The sequence below is a fragment of the Aquitalea palustris genome, from assembly GCF_003693445.1.
Classification (GTDB): Bacteria; Pseudomonadota; Gammaproteobacteria; order Burkholderiales; family Chromobacteriaceae; genus Aquitalea; species Aquitalea palustris.
Map to the genome: position 1 here is coordinate 91,320 of NZ_RFAR01000043.1, position 18,921 is coordinate 110,240.

General features: G+C 62.0%; 17 protein-coding genes. 7 read left to right on the top strand and 10 right to left on the bottom strand.

Annotated features, from left to right (window positions below):
* Positions 1–6 precede the first annotated feature (6 nt).
* The 9 genes from EAY64_RS10905 to EAY64_RS10945 form a co-directional block, all read right to left on the bottom strand.
* Complete coding sequence (locus EAY64_RS10905) at positions 7–1,767, bottom strand: autotransporter assembly complex protein TamA (protein WP_226034328.1); 1,761 nt, start codon at positions 1,765–1,767, stop codon at positions 7–9.
* 208 nt (positions 1,768–1,975) lie between these two features.
* A complete protein-coding gene (gene lpdA / locus EAY64_RS10910; protein WP_103524791.1) occupies positions 1,976–3,775 on the bottom strand; it encodes a dihydrolipoyl dehydrogenase in 1,800 nt (599 codons plus the stop codon).
* Positions 3,776–3,913: 138 nt separating this feature from the next.
* On the bottom strand, positions 3,914–5,554 hold the full coding sequence (gene aceF, locus EAY64_RS10915; protein WP_103524792.1) for a dihydrolipoyllysine-residue acetyltransferase: 1,641 nt from the start codon (positions 5,552–5,554) through the stop codon (positions 3,914–3,916).
* 128 nt (positions 5,555–5,682) lie between these two features.
* Positions 5,683–8,346, bottom strand: a complete 2,664-nt coding sequence (gene aceE, locus EAY64_RS10920) for a pyruvate dehydrogenase (acetyl-transferring), homodimeric type (RefSeq protein WP_103524793.1) — start codon at positions 8,344–8,346, stop codon at positions 5,683–5,685.
* A 304-nt stretch (positions 8,347–8,650) separates the two neighbouring features.
* Positions 8,651–10,102 (bottom strand): M48 family metalloprotease, encoded by a 1,452-nt coding sequence (locus EAY64_RS10925; RefSeq protein ID WP_103524843.1) that lies wholly within the window; start codon positions 10,100–10,102, stop codon positions 8,651–8,653.
* Between the two features lie 136 nt (positions 10,103–10,238).
* Entirely contained in the window at positions 10,239–11,948 is a 1,710-nt protein-coding gene (locus tag EAY64_RS10930; RefSeq protein WP_226034327.1) for a SulP family inorganic anion transporter, read from the bottom strand.
* The gene (locus EAY64_RS10935) at positions 11,936–12,355 is read right to left on the bottom strand and encodes a DUF6691 family protein (protein WP_103524845.1); all 420 of its coding nucleotides are present in this window, start codon (positions 12,353–12,355) and stop codon (positions 11,936–11,938) included. Before EAY64_RS10935 ends, EAY64_RS10930 begins: the two co-directional genes overlap by 13 nt.
* Positions 12,356–12,357: 2 nt before the next feature.
* On the bottom strand, positions 12,358–12,795 hold the full coding sequence (locus EAY64_RS10940) for a YeeE/YedE family protein (RefSeq protein ID WP_103524794.1): 438 nt from the start codon (positions 12,793–12,795) through the stop codon (positions 12,358–12,360).
* Positions 12,796–12,804: 9 nt separating this feature from the next.
* Positions 12,805–13,131 (bottom strand): ArsR/SmtB family transcription factor, encoded by a 327-nt coding sequence (locus EAY64_RS10945; protein WP_103524795.1) that lies wholly within the window; start codon positions 13,129–13,131, stop codon positions 12,805–12,807.
* A gap of 160 nt (positions 13,132–13,291) precedes the next feature.
* Here EAY64_RS10945 and EAY64_RS10950 point away from each other — a divergent pair, with 160 nt between their 5' ends.
* The 7 genes from EAY64_RS10950 to rlmH all read left to right on the top strand — a co-directional run bounded on the left by EAY64_RS10950 (position 13,292) and on the right by rlmH (position 18,304).
* On the top strand, positions 13,292–14,155 hold the full coding sequence (locus EAY64_RS10950; protein WP_309545430.1) for an MBL fold metallo-hydrolase: 864 nt from the start codon (positions 13,292–13,294) through the stop codon (positions 14,153–14,155).
* Positions 14,156–14,188: 33 nt separating this feature from the next.
* Positions 14,189–15,181 (top strand): DUF2804 domain-containing protein, encoded by a 993-nt coding sequence (locus EAY64_RS10955; RefSeq protein WP_103524796.1) that lies wholly within the window; start codon positions 14,189–14,191, stop codon positions 15,179–15,181.
* Between the two features lie 4 nt (positions 15,182–15,185).
* Entirely contained in the window at positions 15,186–15,632 is a 447-nt protein-coding gene (locus EAY64_RS10960; protein WP_103524797.1) for a GNAT family N-acetyltransferase, read from the top strand.
* 265 nt (positions 15,633–15,897) lie between these two features.
* Positions 15,898–16,479 carry a beta-class carbonic anhydrase gene (locus EAY64_RS10965; protein WP_059285809.1) on the top strand — a complete coding sequence of 194 codons (582 nt, stop codon included), beginning with the start codon at positions 15,898–15,900 and terminating at the stop codon, positions 16,477–16,479.
* Positions 16,476–17,120, top strand: a complete 645-nt coding sequence (gene nadD / locus EAY64_RS10970; RefSeq protein ID WP_103524798.1) for a nicotinate-nucleotide adenylyltransferase — start codon at positions 16,476–16,478, stop codon at positions 17,118–17,120. The genes EAY64_RS10965 and nadD overlap by 4 nt, the downstream gene beginning before the upstream one ends.
* Positions 17,121–17,334: 214 nt before the next feature.
* Positions 17,335–17,706, top strand: a complete 372-nt coding sequence (rsfS, locus tag EAY64_RS10980) for a ribosome silencing factor (RefSeq protein WP_103524800.1) — start codon at positions 17,335–17,337, stop codon at positions 17,704–17,706.
* Positions 17,707–17,833: 127 nt separating this feature from the next.
* Positions 17,834–18,304, top strand: coding sequence for a 23S rRNA (pseudouridine(1915)-N(3))-methyltransferase RlmH (gene rlmH / locus EAY64_RS10985; RefSeq protein WP_103524801.1), 471 nt, complete (start codon positions 17,834–17,836; stop codon positions 18,302–18,304).
* A gap of 97 nt (positions 18,305–18,401) precedes the next feature.
* Here rlmH and EAY64_RS10990 read toward each other — a convergent pair whose 3' ends face one another.
* On the bottom strand, positions 18,402–18,851 hold the full coding sequence (locus EAY64_RS10990) for a YiiD C-terminal domain-containing protein (protein ID WP_158604665.1): 450 nt from the start codon (positions 18,849–18,851) through the stop codon (positions 18,402–18,404).
* Positions 18,852–18,921: the final 70 nt, after the last annotated feature.

The window sequence follows — 18,921 nt, forward strand, 5'->3', positions numbered from 1 at the left end:
CGCTCATCAGAATGCCAGCCCCAGGCTCATGTTCCAGCGCAATTTGCCGTCTTTCTCGGCCTTGGCGATATCCATCGACAAGGGCGCCACCGGACTGAGCCAGCGCAGGCCGACACCATTGGCGTGTTCCAGCTTGAAGCTCTGCCAGCTTTGGGCGGCATTACCGGCATCGTGAAACAGGGCAATGGCCCAGTCCTTGGCCACCGGAATCTGGTATTCCAGCGTGGCGGTCGCCACCACCCGCCCCCCCACCACCGCGCCGTCCGCGCCGGGCAGGCCCAGGCTCTGGTAGTCGTAACCACGCACGCTGTTCGAGCCACCGGCACGGAATAGCTGGGAAGACGGTACTTCATCGCTATCCTTGGCCCACACCTGCCCCAGCTCCAGCCGGGTCAGCAAGGTGCCGTATTTGGGCCAGGGACTCCAGTAACTCACGCCACGGGCATAGCCGCGTACAAAGCTGGTGGTGGACAGCAAGGCGCCCAGCGTGCTGGACAGCGACACATCCAGCAGCGTGCCGGAGCGCGGGCGCAGCGGGTCGTCCACATCGCGCCGCGTCCAGCCGAATACCCCGAGCAGGGCCCGGGTATTGTTGCTGGGCGTGTTGCCGATGGTTTCCTTTTCCTGGATGAATTCCACCCCGAAGCGGGCATTGATCTTGTCATGCGAACGGATGCGCCAGGCACCGGCATCCACGGTGGTGGTTTTCACCCCCTGGATATCGGTTTCCTTGAACGAGGAGGTAATCGAGTGCGAATAGCCGTTGGCCTGGCGCGGGAAACCCAGACCGAAGCTGAGATTGCGGTCGCTGTTTTTCCAGTCCAGCAAGGCCGAGCCGGTCCAGCCTTTGCCAAACAGATTGTAATAGTCGTAACCGATACGCGTACCCGGGCCATCTTCGGAGTCGTAGGTCAGGCCCAGCTCCAGCTTCTGCTTGGGGAATTCGGTGAGGCTGACTTCCACCGGCACTTCGTTATCGCTGATGCGGGCCATGTCGGCACTGACCACCACGCCGGAGTAATGCGGTGACTGCTCCAGCGCCGACTGGTAATCCAGCAGCTTTTTTTGCTGATAGGGATCGCCCTGGCGGAAATCGGCCAGCCCGGTGGCCACGCTCAGCGGATAGCGCTGGTTGCCGCTGATATGGGTGGGACCGAAGCTAATCTGCGGCCCGCTGTCCACCTGCACCAGCAACTGGCCGCGATGGGTTTGCGGGTCGATGTCGGCCTGGCTTTTGACAATGCGGGCCAGCGGAAAACGGTCGATGGTGAGCAGGCGCAAGATGGCACGCTTGCTGCTGCTCCAGTCGTCCTGGCGGTAGGGGGCGCCCATCGGCAGCGCCCAGGCCTCCAGCACGGCGGCCAGCCTTTGCTGATAATCCGCCTGCTGGCGAATCGGGCCGTTCAGCTGCAGGGTGACATCGTCGATGATGACCGGCTCACCGGCCTCTACCTTGAGCACATAATGCTGCGCCCCCTGCTCTTCCACACGGATGCGGGCAGAAAAATACCCCTCGGTTTCCAGCAGCGCCTGCGCGGCGGAGGGGGTTTCCTTGATGATGGCCTGCAGCTGGAAATCGTCCAGATCCGCATCATTGCGGGCGGAAATCAGCTCCAGATGGTCATTGAGCAGGCTAGCGAGTGCCGCCGGGGCCTCCACACTGACGGTGTAATCGACTTTAGCCCAGGCCGGTGCAGCGCACAGGGCGAGGGCAAAAGCGGATGACAAGGCAAGGGGATAGGTGCGTGGCAGCATGTCGACATTCATCAGGAGTCCGACTGATGGTAGCGAAACTGGTTCAGTCTGGCGAGGAATGTCGGCAGCAAGGCAATAGGCAACCGTACATGCAGCTGGGCTGCCGGCATAAAAAAAGGCGGAATATTCCGCCACAAGACTGAGAGAGATACGACACGACCCGCCAGCGGCGGGTCGGGACTGCAGGCTGCCTGCCCGGCAGGGTGGCCGGGCTGGCGGCTTACTTCTTGCGCTGCGGCGGCAAGTCGGTGCAGCTACCTTCGAACACTTCGGCAGCCATGCCGATGGATTCGCCCATGGTCGGGTGCGGGTGAATGGTCTTGGCGATGTCTTCGGCATCGCAGCCCATTTCAATCGCCAGGCAGATTTCACCAATCATGTCGCCGGCGTGCGGGCCGACAATGCCGCCACCGATCACCTGATGGGTAGCCGGATCGAAAATCAGCTTGGTGAAGCCTTCATCGCGACCATTGGCAATGGCGCGACCGGAAGCAGCCCACGGGAAGACGGATTTCTCCACCTTGATGCCCTGCTTCTTGGCTTCGTCTTCGGTCATGCCTACCCAGGCTACTTCCGGATCGGTATAGGCCACGCCCGGAATCACGCGGGCATCGAAGAAGGCCTTGTGACCGGCGCAGTTTTCCGCCGCCACGTGGCCCTCATGCACACCCTTGTGTGCCAGCATAGGCTGACCGACGATGTCGCCGATGGCGTAGATGTGCGGCACATTGGTGCGCTGCTGCTTGTCCACCGGGATGAAGCCACGGTCGGTCACCGCCACGCCAGCGTTTTCCGCTGCCAGCAGCTTGCCATTCGGCGCACGGCCGGTGGCGTACAGCACCAGATCGTAGCGTTGCGGTTCTTTCGGGGCCTGTTCACCCTCGAAGGTAACGTACACGCCGTCTTCCTTCGGCTCGACAGCCACGGTCTTGGTGTTGAGCATGATGTTGTCGAAGCGGTGGGCATTCCACTTCTGCCATACCTTGACCAGGTCACGGTCGGCACCCTGCATCAGGCCGTCCAGCATTTCCACCACGTCCAGGCGGGCGCCCAGCGTGGAGTACACGGTACCCATTTCCAGACCGATGATGCCGCCACCGATGATCAGCATCTTTTCCGGTACGGCTTTCAATTCCAGTGCGCCGGTGGAGTCCACCACACGCGGATCATCCGGGATGAACGGCAGTTTCACCACGCGCGAACCGGCGGCGATGATGGCATTGCTGAACTTGACGATGGTTTTCTCGCCGGATTCTTCACGGCCATTGCCGGTAGTCACCGACACTTCCAGATGATGCGGGTCGATGAAACGGCCATTACCGCGCACGATCTGCACCTTGCGCGCCTTGGCCATACCGGCCAGGCCACCAGTCAGCTTGCCGATGACCTTTTCCTTGTAGCCGCGCAGCAGATCAATATCCACTTCCGGTTTGCCGAACTTGATGCCGTTGGCCGCCAGATGGCTGACTTCGTCGATCACCGCAGCATTGTGCAGCAGGGCCTTGGACGGAATGCAGCCCACGTTCAGGCACACGCCACCCAGGGTGGAGTAACGTTCGACGATGACCACTTTCTGGCCCAGATCGGCAGCGCGGAAGGCGGCGGAATAGCCACCAGGGCCACCGCCCAGTACCATCACGTCGCATTCGATATCGGCACCGCCGCCATGGCTGGCGGCTACCGGGGCTGCTTGCGGGGCGAAACCGGCATCGGTATGGGCAGAGGCCACACCGGTGGTTTCCAGCGGCTTGGCTTCTGCCGGGGCAGCGCTGGCGGCGGCAGCGGCTTCGACGATGACGATCACGTCGCCTTCGCTCACTTTGCTGCCCACGGCCACTTTGACTTCCTTCACCACGCCAGCGGTTTCCGCCGGCACTTCCATGGTGGCCTTGTCGGTTTCCAGAGTGATGAGGCTGTCGTCCTTGCTCACCACATCGCCCGGCTTCACGAAGACTTCGATCACGTCCACATTGCTGTGGCCGCCGATATCCGGGACTTTCAGTTCAATCAGATTGCTCATGGCGTTTGGGAGTGGGGAATGGGGAGTAGAGAGTTACTCCGTCCGCCATCCACCACCCACTTCCTTTATCAGTTCGTTTTCCCGATGGGGAGGGCCTGCCTTGCAGCAGACACCATTCCCCACTCCCTACTCACGATTTCACAGGATCAGGCGACGCACGTCGGACAGCAGCTTGCCCAGATGCACGGTGAAGCGTGCGGCAGCCGCGCCGTCGATCACGCGGTGATCGAAGGACAGCGACAGCGGGCACATCAGGCGCGGTGCGAATTCCTTGCCGTTCCATACCGGCTTGATCTGGCTCTTGCACACACCCAGGATGGCCACTTCCGGCGCATTCACGATAGGCGTGAAGCTGCTGCCACCAATGCCACCCAGGCTGGAGATGGTGAAGGTGGCGCCTTGCATATCGGTCGGCTTGAGCTTGCCTTCGCGGGCTTGCAGCGACAGGTCGGTCAGTTCCTTGGCGATCTGCTTGATGCCTTTCTGGTTGACATTCTTGATGACCGGTACTACCAGACCGTTCGGCGTATCAGCGGCAAAGCCGATGTGGTAGTACTGCTTGAGCACCAGATTGTCGCCATCCAGCGAGCTGTTGAAATTGGGGAAAGCCTTGAGCGCTTCGGCAGCGGCCTTGATGATGAAGGCCAGCGGCGAAATCTTCAGGCCGGACTTTTCCCATTCCTTGCCGATGGTCTTGCGGAAGTCTTCCAGCTCGGTGATGTCGCACTCGTCGTTGAACGTCACATGCGGGATCATCACCCAGTTGCGGCTGAGGTTGGCACCGGAAATCTTCTGGATGCGCGACAGCGGCTTGGTTTCGATCGGGCCGAACTTGGCGAAGTCCACCTTCGGCCACGGCAGCAGGTCCAGACCCACGCCAGAGCCAGCAGCGGCAACCGGTGCAGCGGCAACCGGGTTTTGCAGCACGCCCTTCACAAAGGCCTTCACGTCGGCATCGATGATGCGACCCTTGCGGCCCGTACCCTTGACGCGGCCCAGGTCCACGCCCAGTTCGCGCGCCAGACGGCGTACCGACGGACCCGCGTGGGCTTTGGAGAAGCTGGCTTCGTTGATGGCAGGCAGGCTGGCGCTGGCGGCAACCGGGGCAACGGCAGCAGGCGCAGCGGCAACAGGTGCCGGAGCGGGCGCAGCAGCCGGAGCCGGTGCTGCAGCAGGAGCGGCCACCGGTGCAACGGCAACAGCGCCTTCCACTACCACGATCAGGTCACCCTGGCTTACCTTGCTACCAACGGCAACCTTGACTTCCAACACCTTGCCCGCAGCAGTGGCTGGCACTTCCATGGTGGCCTTGTCGGTTTCCAGCGTGATCAGCGAGTCGTCCACGCTGATGACATCGCCTACCTTGACCGAGACTTCGATCACATCCACACCATTGTGGCCACCGATATCCGGCACCACGATATCGATACGACCACTGGCTGCCGGGGCGGCAGGCGCGGCAGCAACAGCCGCAACCGGGGCTGCAACAGGAGCAGCTACAGCTACAGCTGCTGCCGGAGCCGGAGCAGCTGCGCTGGCGCCCACTTCGATAATGGCGATGACGTCGCCTTCGGAAATCTTGCCACCCACGACGGCTTTCACTTCCTTGATCACACCAGCCGCTTCGGCCGGCACTTCCATGGTGGCCTTGTCGGTTTCCAGGGTGATCAGCGAGTCGTCCACCGCCACGGTCTGACCGGCGGTGATGAACACTTCGATAATGTCTACATTGCTGTGCCCACCGATGTCGGGCACTTTCAGTTCGATCAGATTGCTCATGAGCTTTCCATCCGTAGGGCGGCGGCACCGGTGCGGCACCCCCGCCGATATTCGGCTACGTTGCGGAGTCCGCCGCGCTGCTGCACTGCGGACTCCCTACCTCAAGCTTGGCCGTATCCGGCCCGGCCTCATGCCTTCCAGGAAGGCAGCTTGTCAGCCTTGATGCCGTACTTGGCGATCGCTTCGGCCACCTTGGCCGCTTCGATCTTGCCTTCGCGGGCCAGGGCGGACAGGGCAGCCACGGCAACGTAGTGACGATCCACTTCGAAGAACTCGCGCAGCTTGGCGCGGCTGTCGGAGCGACCGAAACCGTCGGTACCCAGTACCACGTAGCGACCCGGCACGTATTCGCGGATCTGGTCGGCGTAGTTGCGGATGTAGTCGGTAGCGGCAATCACCGGACCGCTGCGGCCTTCCAGCTGCTGCTCGACAAAGGACTTGCGGGCAGCTTCGGTCGGGTGCAGCAGGTTGAAGCGGGAAGCTTCCATACCGTCGCGACGCAGTTCGTTGAAGGAGGTCACGCTCCAGATGTCGGAAGCAATGCCGAAGTCGTTGCGCAGCAGGTCAGCCGCGGCCATCACTTCACGCAGGATGGTGCCGGAACCCATCAGCTGTACCTTCACCTGGGCATCGCCGCCGTCCTTCAGCAGGTACATGCCCTTGATGATGCCCTGCTCGGCGCCTTGCGGCATGGCCGGGTGGGTGTAGTTCTCGTTCATCAGGGTGATGTAATAGAACACGTCTTCCTGCTCGCCATACATGCGGCGCAGACCATCCTGCAGGATGACTGCCAGCTCGTAGGCGAAGGTCGGGTCGTAGGACACGCAGTTGGGGATCAGGCCAGCCTGGATGTGGCTGTGGCCGTCTTCGTGCTGCAGGCCTTCACCGTTCAGCGTGGTACGGCCGGCAGTGCCGCCCAGCATGAAGCCACGGGCGCGCATGTCGCCGGCAGCCCATGCCAGGTCGCCAATACGCTGGAAACCGAACATCGAGTAGTAGATGTAGAACGGAATCATCGGGATGCCGTGGTTGGCGTAGCTGGTGGCTGCGGCAATCCACGAGGACATCGCGCCCGGCTCGTTGATGCCTTCCTGCAGCATCTGGCCGTCCTTGGATTCCTTGTAGAACATCAGCTGGTCGGCATCTTGCGGTACGTAGTTCTGACCCTGGGTGGACCAGATGCCGTACTGACGGAACATGCCTTCCATGCCGAAGGTGCGGGATTCATCCGGCACGATCGGGACGATCTGCTTGCTGATGTTCTTGTCTTTCAGCAGGGTGCCCAGCATGCGCACGAAGGCCATGGTGGTGGAGAACTCGCGCTCACCCGAATCACCCAGCTGGCTGTCGAACACGTGCAGACCCGGAATGGCCAGCGGAGCCTTCACCGGCTTGCGGGCCGGCAGATAGCCACCCAGCGCGGCGCGGCGTTCGCGCATGTACTTCATTTCCGGGCTGTCTTCGGCCGGCTTGTAGTACGGTACGTTCGGCAGGTCGGCATCGGATACCGGAATACCAAAGCGGTCGCGGAATTTGCGCAGGCTTTCGATATCCATCTTCTTGGCCTGGTGGGCAATGTTCTGCGCTTCGCCCGAGGAACCCATGCCATAGCCCTTGATGGTCTTGGCCAGGATCACGGTCGGACGACCGTTTGCGTTGTGGGTAGCCTCGTGGTAAGCGGCGTAGACCTTGTGCGGATCGTGACCGCCACGGTTCAGTGCCCAGATCTCGTCATCGGACATATTGGCCACCATTTCGCGCAGCTCCGGGTACTTGCCGAAGAAGTGTTCGCGAACGTAGGCACCGTCCTTGGATTTGAAGGTCTGGTAGTCGCCATCCACGCATTCGTTCATGCGCTTCTTCAGCAGGCCCTTGGTGTCCATGGCCAGCAGCGGATCCCAGCGGCTGCCCCAGATCACTTTCAGCACATTCCAGCCGGAACCACGGAAGTCGCCTTCCAGTTCCTGGATGATCTTGCCATTGCCGCGTACCGGGCCGTCCAGGCGCTGCAGATTGCAGTTGATGACGAAGATCAGGTTGTCCAGGCCTTCGCGGGCGGCCATGGAGATGGCACCCAGGGATTCCGGCTCGTCCATCTCGCCGTCGCCGCAGAAGCACCATACCTTGCGACCCGGCGTGCGGGCCAGGCCACGGCTTTCCAGGTACTTGAGGAAGCGGGCCTGATAAATGGCCATCAGCGGGCCAAGACCCATGGAAACGGTGGGGAACTGCCAGAAGTCATCCATCAACCACGGGTGCGGGTAGGAAGACAGGCCATCGCCATCCACTTCCTGACGGAAGCTGTCCAGCTGCGCTTCGGACAGGCGGCCTTCCAGGAAGGCGCGGGAATACACGCCCGGAGCAATATGGCCCTGGAAGTAGATCAGATCGCCGTCCTGCTCGTCGTTGGGAGCGCGCCAGAAGTGGTTGAAACCCACGTCGTACAGGGTGGCGGAGGATTGGAAGCTGGCGATATGGCCGCCCAGTTCCAGGTTTTTCTTGCCAGCGCGCAGTACCAGTGCGGCGGCGTTCCAGCGGTTGATGGAGCGGATGCGGTGCTCCATCTCGTGATTACCGGGGGATTTCTGTTCTTTGCCTACCGGGATGGTGTTCTGGTACGCGGTGGTCGCGTCGAAGGGCAGGTAAGCGCCGCGGCGGCGGGTACGCTCGACCAGGTTTTCCAGCAGGAAATGCGCACGCTCGGAACCTTCGGTATCCAGAACCGACTCCAGCGCTTCAGTCCACTCCTGGGTTTCCAGGGGATCGATATCGTCAGGGAAGGTTGCAGCCATATCTCATCCTCACATCGGGGGTGACCGGGGCAGGGATCAAGTCCATGCCCACTTTATTGTGTTACCGGATCGAAAACGAAAAAACGAACCGGACTCGTTGGAGACAGATTATAAACGATCACTTTCGCAATAAAAATGTTCATTTATGAAAAGCTCTTCTGGTGTTGCGGAGTGTATAGTTTCAGGAGGCGACAACGGAATAGGCAATTAGGGTTATCACTCAATATTTGCTCCGTTTATCAGTATATTGCGCTGCATCATGTTGTTTTTTTGCGATACGGCGTCATGCAGTCGCAACTCCTGTTTACTTCCCCGAGTCCTTCTTTTCTTCTTTCAGCATTTTTTCAACTTCGCGCATGCGCGCTTCGATGGAAGACCGCTGATAGAAGTCATCGCCCTTGGCTTGCGCGGCAAACTGGAACTGCTCCAGAGCGGCCTCATAGCGCCGCTCGAAGTAGAAGGCATTGCCCAGAGCTGCGTGATAGCGCTGGGCATCCTTGTCTGCAAACAACCGGGCCTCGCTGCGATACAGTGTGGCTTCTCGCGGATAGCGGCTTTGCAGCTGGCGCAGCAAAGCCTGTGCTGCCATGCGGTTGCCACTATCTATAAGGACATCCAGTTCGGCCAATTGCAAGGGCTGGCTGTCTTTGAACTGTGCCTGTCCACGGCGCAAGCTGGCCAGGGCAGCATTCCAGTCGCCACTCTCGCGGGCGATGGCCGCCTCCTGCCCGAATAGCATGGGATCAGCCGGCAAGCGGCTTTCTGCCTTGGCCAGTGCACTGCGTGCGGCCGGCAACTGGTGGCTGGCCAGTTGCGCGCGCGACATCCCGTACCATGTAGCCCCCTCATTGAGATACTGGCCTTTTTCCAGCATGGTCTGGTAATAGCCCACCGCCTCATCCGGCGACATGGTCATGACACGCAGTTTTTCCCGTACCAGCAGGTAGGCGGTGCTGTCGGCCTTCATTTTCACCGGGTACTCCAGTGCGCGATTCTGCGCCTCGCTGATACGTTGCGAAGTCACCGGATGGGTACGCAAAAAGGCATAGGCATTGTTGTCGCTATAGCGGTTGGCCGCATCCAGCCGCTGGAAGAAAGCCGGCATGGCGCGCACGTCAAAACCGCCCTGGGCCAGGTATTGCATGCCCACCCGATCCGCTTCGCGTTCGAAATCGCGCGAGAATGACAGCTGGTTGGATATCTGCAAGCCCAATCCGGCGGACAAGGTGCCGATGGAGGCCTGGCCACCGCCAGCACGCGATGCCAGTACCGCGGCCAGCACTGTCCCCAGCAGCAGCAAGGGGCTGGTGGCGTCGCTGACGGCCTTCATGCGTGCGATATGGCGCTGGGTGATGTGGGCGGTTTCATGCCCCACCACCGATGCCAGCTCGCCCTCGCTCTGAGTGCCGACCAACAGGCCGCTATTGATGCCGACATAGCCGCCGGGCATGGCAAAGGCGTTGATCTGCTTGTCGTTGACGACAAAATAGGTGAGTTGCAGCCCCGGCATGCGCACCGCAGCGGACAGCCGGTGCCCCAGGACATTGATGTAGTCGTTGACCTCGGCATCCTCCACCACATCGCCGGCATCACGCATGGCGCGCATGAAATCGCGGCCGATACGGGCTTCGTCGGCCATCGACAAGGAAGCATCGGATATCTCGCCCAGATCAGGCAGGGAAGGCAGATCGGCATAGACTACCAGCGGTTGCAGCAGGGTCATGGCCAGCAGGCTGGCCAGCAAGGTCTTTTTCATCTTTGGTGTGAGCGGGCAGCGTCGATTTGGTTGCATGCCGGCCGGCAAGGCGGCCAGCGCCGGAAACAGCCACAGCATAGCCGCCCCATACCGTGCGGACCAGCACCAAGACGCGGCATCCTGCCAGGAGAGTTGTTTAGATATGATAATCCGGCAAGCCTGCCAGACTTTGCCAGGCGGCCTGTGTCGACAGATGTACCCGACCGGCAAAGCGCTGCCCCAGTCCGCTGCGCTGCAGGATATCCGCCACCGGCCCCTTGATTTCTGACAGATGCAGCCGCACCCCGGCCTGCTGCAAGCGCTGGTCCAGCCTCTCCAGCATCGACAAGGCGGTGGTATCCACCCGGTTGACCGCACTCATCACCAGCACCAGCTGGCGCACATGGGGCGTCTGCCCGGCTCTCTGCAGCAAGATCGTGCCAACCTGACGGGCATTGCCGAAATACAGGCTCTCATCCACCCGCAGCAGCAACACGCCGGGCAGGGTTTCCACCGCGTGACGCTGGCAGTTGCGAAAATGATGAGTACCAGGCAACCGCCCCAGCTCGGCAATATGCGGCCGGCTGCTGCGCCACAACAGTGTCGCCAGCGACACCAGCACTCCGGCCATGATGCCGCTGTCCACGCCCAGCAACAGCACCAGCGCAAAGGTCAGCAGCCAGGCCACGGCATCGGCACGCTCGGTCAGCCAGGCACGACGCAGGCTGCCGATATCCAGCATGGCCAGCAACGCCGCAATGATGGTGGCAGCCAGTACCGGCAAGGGCAGATGCTCAAGCGCGGAAGTGGCCAGACACATCACCAGCAGCATGCCAGCAGCGGTCAGCAGCGAGGCCAACTGGGAACGGGCACCGGCCTCGGCGTTGACCACCGAACGGCTCAGCCCGCCGGTCACCGGGAAGCCGCCCACCAGCCCGGAGGCGATATTGCACAGACCCAGTGCCACCAGTTCGCGGTCGGGGTCGACGCTATCCTGAGTGCGCGCAGCCAGCAGCTGCGCCACCGACAGGCTCTGCAGATAGTTGATGAGGGCAATGAAGAAGGCCGGCAAGGCCAGGTCGGCCAGTTGTTCCAGCCCGATGGCAGGCAGTACCAGCCGCGGCAGGCCGGCCGGCACCGGGCCGACCACCGGCACCTGCAGCGATGTGGGCAGCAGCAGGATGCCCGCCAGCATGGCCAGTACCGGAGCAGTACGCACCAAGATACCGGCGGTATCGGCCGACAGGCCCAGCCTTTGCAGCAGACTGCTCCCCCAGCGTCGCACCAGCAGCAGCCAAGCCAGGGCCAGCAGGCCCACCAACAGCGCAGCTGGTTGCCACGAGACTGGCTGATGCCACATGCCCACCAGCCATTGCGGCAGGGAGTTGCCTGGGTTGTGCAGACCGGACAGGGGGGCCAGCTGCGACAGGATGATTAACAAGGCAGAGGCGGTGGTGAAGGCAGCCAGTACCGGCTCGGACAACAGGTCGGCAATAAAGCCCAGCCGCGCCAGCCCCATCGCCAGCAGCATCAGGCCGGAGAGCAGCGCCAGCCATACCGCCAGGACCAGATAGTCGGTGGCGCCGGCATCGGCAAAGCGCGACAAGGTGGCGGCAGTCAGCAGCGAGGTCAGCGCCATCGGGCCGACCGACTGTGCCGGGCTACGACCGATAAAGGCATATACCAGCAGCGGTGCCACGCTGGCATACAAGCCAGCCTCCACCGGCAGGCCGGCAAGCAGGGCATAGGCCAGACTCTGCGGCACTAACAGCAGGGTCACCACCACGCCAGCGGTGATATCACCCGTCAGCCAGCCACGACGATAGCCGCGGAGCCAGTCCGGCAATAGCCGGCTCAGGGCAGGCATCGCGACAGCGGGCGAAACAACAACATGCCCAGCAGCATGGCCGCCACAAACCACCAGCCAGCGGGCAGCGCCATGCCGGCCAGTACCAGGCCAGGCCCCGGACAGATGCCAGCCAGTCCCCACCCGATGCCGAACAGCACGCTGCCCAGCACCAGCCGCAGGGTCAGCCGGCTTTTGTCGGGCAACTGCAGCGGCTCACCCAGCACGGAGTGGGTTTGGCCTTCGGCCCGGCGAAAAGCAAAAAACGCCACGGCAATGGCGCCAGCCATCACCAGCGCCAGGCTGGGATCCCAGCGGCCAGTCACATCGAGAAAACCCAGTACCTTGGCTGGGTTACTCATGCCGGACAACAACAGGCCCAAGCCGAATAACAGGCCGGCAATCAGTGCAGACAGTAACTTGGCCATGGTCAGCCCCAACCCAACAGATGACGCATCACAAAGACAGTCAGCCCGGCACTGCCCATGAAGCTGAGCGTGGCCAGCAAGGAGCGCGGCGACAAGCGCGACAGCCCACACACCCCGTGGCCACTGGTGCAACCGGCAGCCAGCCGCGTGCCAATGCCCACCAGTACGCCGGCTAGCAACAGCAGCGGCAAGGGCGTAGTCAACTGTGGCACAGGCAGAGGACCGATCAATCCACGCCAAGCCAGGGGCGCCGCGATCAGCCCCAGCACGAAGGCCAGCCGCAGCGGCCAGTCGCCGGCCCGGTCCACCAAGCCACCCAGCATGCCGCTGATGCCGGCAATGCGGCCATTCATCAGCACCAGCCAGCTGGCGGCCAGCCCAATCAGCAGCCCTCCAGCCAGCGAAGCGAACGGGGTAAAGCTATCCCAGGCTATCTGCACGCTTTCTCCTCAATGTGGTGCGGAAGATCCATCATCCGTACCGTCACCACAAAACACGCCATGCAACGCCGACAGCATGATCATGGCCTCGGCGCTGGCGATGCTGTAATAAATCCATTTGCCTTCGCGTCGGGTTGCCACCAGCCCCTCGTTGCGCAGCACGCCCAGCTGCTGCGACAAGGTGGGCTGGCGGATACCGGTGAGTTTTTCCAGTTCGGAAACCGTCTTCTCACCATCCACCAGCTGGCATAACAGCATCAGCCGGTCTTCGTTGGCCAGACTCTTCAGCAGGGCGGCAGCCCGGCTGGCGTTATCACGCAATATGCTCAAATCCATTGTCACCATCCCGACTACCGGCCCGGCCGTTGTGCGCTATGCAACGCTGGCTGATACCGGCTTATTTTTATAATATACATTATAGTATAATGTTTCGCAGTGTGCGATAGTGCCAGCCATACCGGCCTATCACCCATCCCATCCTGTTGCGGAGTTCACCATGCTGCAGCCACAGCTCGCTTCCTTCTTCGACCCCGGAACCGCCACCATTTCCCATGTGGTGTACGACCAGCCGGGAGGCCACGCTGCCATCATCGACCCGGTGCTGGACTATGACGCCAAATCCGGACGCATCGCCCACGGATCCGCCGGGCGCGTACTGGATTTTATCCGGCAGCAGCATCTTAGCCTGCAGTGGATTCTGGAAACCCATGCCCATGCCGATCATCTGTCGGCAGCCGCCTGGCTGCAACAGCAGGCGGGTGGTCGCATGGCCATTGGCGAGGGGATTACCCAGGTCCAGCAGCTGTTCAAAGGCGTCTTCAACCTGGGCGAGGACTTCACCTGCGACGGCAGCCAGTTTGATCACCTGTTCGCAGATGGCGAGGTCTTCCATATCGGCCAGCTCACGGCTAGGGCTGTGTTCGTACCCGGCCATACTCCGGCCGACATGGCCTACCAGATCGGTGACATGGTGTTTGTCGGTGACACCCTGTTCATGCCGGATGTCGGCAGCGCCCGCTGCGACTTTCCCGGCGGCGATGCTGCCATGCTCTATCAATCGGTGCAAAAATTGCTGACGCTGCCGGATGACACCCGCCTGTTGATGTGCCACGACTATCCGCCACAGCCACGCCCCATCGCCTGGCAAAGCACGGTAGCCGAGCAGAAACAGCACAATATCCACCTGCATGCGGGCATCAGCCAAAGCGAATTTGTCGCCTTGCGTCAGGCACGCGATGCCACGCTGGACATGCCACAGCTGATCTTGCCGGCCATCCAGGTCAACATCCGCGCCGGACAGTTGCCCGCAGCAGAAAACAATGGCGTGCGTTACCTGAAAATACCGCTGGATATGCTGTAGACTCGAACAAGTGTTTAAGCCCCGGTCATCCGCATGAGCTGGTCTGCCCTTCCCGCCGCACCACCGAGTCTGCTTGATAGCCAGGGCCAGCCACAGCATGGCCGCTACCAGGGCTGCATCGCCCAGCTCGACTGGCTAGCCCTGCCGATGACGCGCTGGCAGCGGCTGCTGCGGCCACTGCGCCATAAGCGCTGGCAATATCTGGCACTGACACATACCGATTACGTTATCGGCCTGGCCGTAGTGGATGTGGGCTGGACCGCAGCGGCCTTTGCCTATCTGTTTGACCGTCGCCAGGGCCGTATCCTGGCCGATGTCGCCGCCGACAGTTTTCCCCAGCATGGTGCACAGCTCGCCGACCAGCCATTTGCCGACGCCCGCTTTGCCGGCAGGGAATTGACCGTGCGCTTTGAGCGTCAAGGCAGCCGCCTGGCGGTGGAAGTCAGCTCACCCCAGTTGCGGCTGGCCGCTCACGTCGGGCTCGACCCGATGCCACCGGTGCTGGCAGCCATTGGCCCGGCCAACTGGCTGGCCCACTCCACCCACAAATCCACCGCACTGGCGGTCAGTGGCTTTGCCGATTGCCAGGGACAGCGCTTTTCGCTGGATGGTGCCGTCGCCAGCCTGGATTATTCCAATGGCCTGCTGGCGCGCCGTACCGATTGGCGCTGGGCCAGCGCCCACAGCAGCGGGCTGGGCTTCAATCTGCAACAGGGATATATGGGGGAAGCAGAAAATGCCTGCTGGCTACAGGGCAAGCTATACCCGCTGTCTGCAGTTGAATTCACATTCGATCCGCAACAGCCGCTACAACCCTGGCAACTGCGCAGCCGCGACGGTTTGCTGGAATTGCAATTCAGCCCGGAAGGCATGCGGGCAAAAAATCAGAACCTTCTGATCGCCAGTAGCCGTTATATTCAAGCCATAGGCCGTTTCGACGGTTATCTGACTGATCCACTCAGCGGTACGCGCCATGTGGTGCAGGCACTGAGCGGCGTCACCGAAGACCATTACGCACGTTGGTAACACCATGACCATCATTATCCGGCCGGCTAACTACCAGGATGTACCGGCCCTGACCGCACTCACCGCCGAGATGGGCTACCCCTCCGGGGTGGAAGCCCTGGGCAACCGGCTGACCATGCTGCTGGGCAGCCCTGATCTGCACCAGCTGTGGGTGGCGGAAATCGAAGGCGAAGTGGCCGGCTGGCTGCATGCTTTCTGGCGGCCGCTGCTGGAAGCACCAGCGGCAGTGGAAATCGGCGGGCTGGCGGTGGGCCTGCGCTGGCGACGACGCGGTGCCGGCCGCGCCCTGGTCCATGTGGCCGAACGCTGGGCACTGGCCAAGGGTGCGACCACGGTCACGCTGCGTTCCACCATCCACCGCGAAGAAGCGCCGGATTTCTACCAGAATCAGGGCTACCAGCTGAGCAATGCCCAGAAAACCTTCCGCAAGCAACTGGACGACAACCGCTAGCAGGCCCCGGCACCAACCCCACCTGGCCGGCCGCCGTCCGGCCAGGCTCTCCCGGCAGGCGCGGGAAAAACCCTTTGCAAATCAGGACAAGCAGGCCCGATACCGCAGGGCAACAAAGTTGGCTTTCCCGCCTGAATCTGGTCTACCATAGCCCCGCTGTCGAGCCGGGTGCCATGGCGAAATACCCCCTCTTCGTCACTAACTAGTGTTAGCATGGCGCCCCGATTAGAGCACTCAATCTAACCTCAGCCAGGAGATTACGCGCATGGGTGTGCTGAATACCATTCTCGAGCACAATCGGAGCTTCGTCGAAAACCGCGAATACGAGCAATTCAAAACCGACAAATTCCCCGATAAAGGCCTTGCCGTCCTCGCCTGCATGGATGCCCGCCTGGTCGAGCTGCTGCCCAAGGCCATGGGTCTGAAAAACGGCGATGCCAAGCTGATCAAGAACGCTGGCGCGCTGATCACCCATCCCTGGGGTTCGGTCATGCGCTCGCTGATTGTGGCGGTCTACGAACTGCGCGCCGAAGAAATCTGCGTGGTAGCCCACCGTGATTGCGGCATGCGCGCCATCGATCCCAACAAAATCCTGACCCACGCCACCGAACGGGGCATCAGCGAAGACACCATCCACACCCTGCGCAATGCCGGCATTGATCTGGACAACTGGCTCAAGGGCTTTGACAACGTGTCCGACAGCGTGCGCCACAGCGTGCAGACCATCCGCAACCACCCGCTGATGCCCAAGGACATTCCCATCCACGGCATGGTGATTCATCCGTCCACCGGCCGGCTGGAACTGATCATCGACGGCTACACCGGCAAACCACCCGTACAGGAATGACGCAAGCGGCTGCGCTGGGACTGTTTGGCGGCACTTTCGATCCCATCCACGCCGCCCACCTGCGCATGGCGCAGGCTTTTCGCCAGGAATTGCGGCTGGACGAAGTGCGGCTGATCCCTGCCGGCCAGCCCTACCACCGCCAGCACGGTCCCCATGCCAGCCCGCAACAAAGGCTGGAGATGGCGCAACTGGCCAGCCACGGCCTGCCCGGTCTCACGGTCGACCCACGCGAAGTACTGCGCGACAAGCCGGCCTATACCATCGACACCCTGCAGGAAATCCGCGCCGAAATCGGCCCCGACCCAGCACTATGGTGGCTGATCGGTGGTGACTCGCTGGCCAGCCTGCATACCTGGCGGCGCTGGGAGCAATTATTCGAGCTGGCCAACATCGCCGTGGCACTGCGCCCCGGCTTCGATGCCGCCCGGCTTCCCGCCGCCGTGCGCACACAATGGCAGGCGCGCCAAGTCACTGATTTTTCAAATGGCGCGCCTTCCGGTACAATGCGCCCCCTGGCCCTGCCACCGCTGGATGTCTCGGCCACCGTGATACGCCACCGTTTGCAAAGCGGCGCCAGCGTCGAGCATCTGCTCTGCGCGCCGGTACTGGACTATATTCGCCAGCACCGGCTATATCTCTGAAGCAAGAAGCCGTTCCACGCCTGCCTGCCACACATCGCTGCGCCGGTAGCACACAACGGTTTTCCAGTGCCGGCACTTGAATTGCCGGCCGGGCCGCCCGCCCCTGGTCGCGGCCCCTGCCCGTTTTTGCCGCAGGTTGCGGCAAACGATCTTTACCTGATACCTCTGGCCGCCATGCTGCCGCCACGTATCACCACCGACATCAAAGGACATCATGGAAGTTCAAGACATTGCCAAACTGGCACTTACCGCCCTGGAAGACATCAAGGGCAAAGACATCATCGAAATGGACACTTCCGCGCTGACATCGCTGTTTCAGCGCATGATCGTGGCCACCGGCGACTCCAATCGCCAGGTCAAGGCACTGGCCAACAACGTGGCAGTGACCCTGAAGGAAGCCGGCGTTGATCTGGTTGGCACCGAAGGCCACGAAAGCGGCGAATGGGTGCTGGTAGATGCTGGTGACGTGGTCGTCCACGTCATGCTGCCGGCGGTACGCGACTACTACGACCTGGAACAACTGTGGGGCGGCCAGAAGCCGAGCTTTACCCCGGTTGGCGGTCGTCCGTGGCAAGCCAATACCTGATACGCCGTCCAGGCTGCATCAGGCGCGGCAGACGAGCGGCACCCGCCCCGTCTGCCGCCATCCTCCGTATTTCCCCATCGCAGGCAGCGTCATGCCCCTGCTGCCTACTGCGCGCTGAAGCATTGCCATGAAAATCACCATTCTTGCCGTCGGCACCAAGATGCCGCGCTGGGTCGACGAAGCGTATAACGACTACGCCAAACGCTTTGGCCGCGACATCAGCCTGGAACTCAAAGAAATCAAACCGGAAAAACGCGGCGGTGGCGTCACGGCGGAAAAAGGCATTGCTGCCGAGCACGATAGGCTGCTGGCCGCCATCCCGGCCCGCTGCAAGCTGGTGGTGATGGATGAGCGCGGCCAGAACTGGACTTCGGTGCGGCTGGCTGCCGGGCTGAAAGAATGGATGGCGGGTGGCGATGATGTGTGCTTTATCATTGGCGGGGCCGACGGCCTGTCCGCCGAACTCAAGCAGCGCGCCGACGTGCTGTTGCAATTATCCGCCATGACGCTGCCGCACGGCATGGTGCGGGTGATGCTGGGCGAGCAGATCTACCGCGCCTACTCCATCCTCAACAACCACCCCTACCACCGCGAATAAGACCCGCAAACAAAACCCGCGCTCCCGGGTTGTGCCACCCTGGCCCGGGTTCTCCGCAAGGTTTTGTTAGCGCTTCCAGGTCTCTTGTCTGCCGCACTCAGCTGAGCGGCAACACCACGAACTCGCCATCCAGCCGGCCCGCCTGCTGTCCGGCGCACTCCAGGCGCACTGCCAGCGTCAGCCGTGCCATGCGTCCCTTGGCCAAGGCAGCCGCCATGCGCTGCCAGGCCGTGTCTGCCAACGGCAGGGTGTGGGCGGTGAACGCGCCGTGCATGGCTTTCTGGTAATCCATCTGGCTGCGCCGCACCATCACCTGGCCGCGCAGCCCCAGCGCCTGCAATTTGCGGTACACCAGCAGCCAGCCGGCCAGCGTGGCCACGGCTGCCGCGCTGCCACCAAACACCGTGGCACAGTGATTGATATTCGGCTCCAGCGGCGCGGCCAGCGTGATCGCATCCTCCTCGGCATGACATACTTTCACCGCCATCGCCTGCGCCAGCGGGATGGCCTGATACAGATACTGTTCGATATCCTGGTAGTCCTGCACGGCAATTCCTTTCCTGCAAACAAGCCCCAGCATGCCACAGCCGGCCAGAACAGGCAGCAGTGGCTGCGAC

Bases quoted from the DNA above. Each gene is read 5' to 3' on its own strand.
- lpdA (WP_103524791.1), bottom strand. From the start codon at position 3,775: ATGAGCAATCTGATTGAACTGAAAGTCCCGGATATCGGCGGCCACAGC.
- aceF (WP_103524792.1), bottom strand. From the start codon at position 5,554: ATGAGCAATCTGATCGAACTGAAAGTGCCCGACATCGGTGGGCACAGC.
- rsfS (WP_103524800.1), top strand. From the start codon at position 17,335: ATGGAAGTTCAAGACATTGCCAAACTGGCACTTACCGCCCTGGAAGAC.
- aceE (WP_103524793.1), bottom strand. From the start codon at position 8,346: ATGGCTGCAACCTTCCCTGACGATATCGATCCCCTGGAAACCCAGGAG.
- EAY64_RS10925 (WP_103524843.1), bottom strand. From the start codon at position 10,102: ATGAAAAAGACCTTGCTGGCCAGCCTGCTGGCCATGACCCTGCTGCAA.
- EAY64_RS10945 (WP_103524795.1), bottom strand. From the start codon at position 13,131: ATGGATTTGAGCATATTGCGTGATAACGCCAGCCGGGCTGCCGCCCTG.
- EAY64_RS10950 (WP_309545430.1), top strand. From the start codon at position 13,292: ATGCTGCAGCCACAGCTCGCTTCCTTCTTCGACCCCGGAACCGCCACC.
- EAY64_RS10930 (WP_226034327.1), bottom strand. From the start codon at position 11,948: ATGCCTGCCCTGAGCCGGCTATTGCCGGACTGGCTCCGCGGCTATCGT.
- nadD (WP_103524798.1), top strand. From the start codon at position 16,476: ATGACGCAAGCGGCTGCGCTGGGACTGTTTGGCGGCACTTTCGATCCC.
- rlmH (WP_103524801.1), top strand. From the start codon at position 17,834: ATGAAAATCACCATTCTTGCCGTCGGCACCAAGATGCCGCGCTGGGTC.
- EAY64_RS10960 (WP_103524797.1), top strand. From the start codon at position 15,186: ATGACCATCATTATCCGGCCGGCTAACTACCAGGATGTACCGGCCCTG.
- EAY64_RS10965 (WP_059285809.1), top strand. From the start codon at position 15,898: ATGGGTGTGCTGAATACCATTCTCGAGCACAATCGGAGCTTCGTCGAA.
- EAY64_RS10905 (WP_226034328.1), bottom strand. From the start codon at position 1,767: ATGAATGTCGACATGCTGCCACGCACCTATCCCCTTGCCTTGTCATCC.
- EAY64_RS10935 (WP_103524845.1), bottom strand. From the start codon at position 12,355: ATGGCCAAGTTACTGTCTGCACTGATTGCCGGCCTGTTATTCGGCTTG.
- EAY64_RS10955 (WP_103524796.1), top strand. From the start codon at position 14,189: ATGAGCTGGTCTGCCCTTCCCGCCGCACCACCGAGTCTGCTTGATAGC.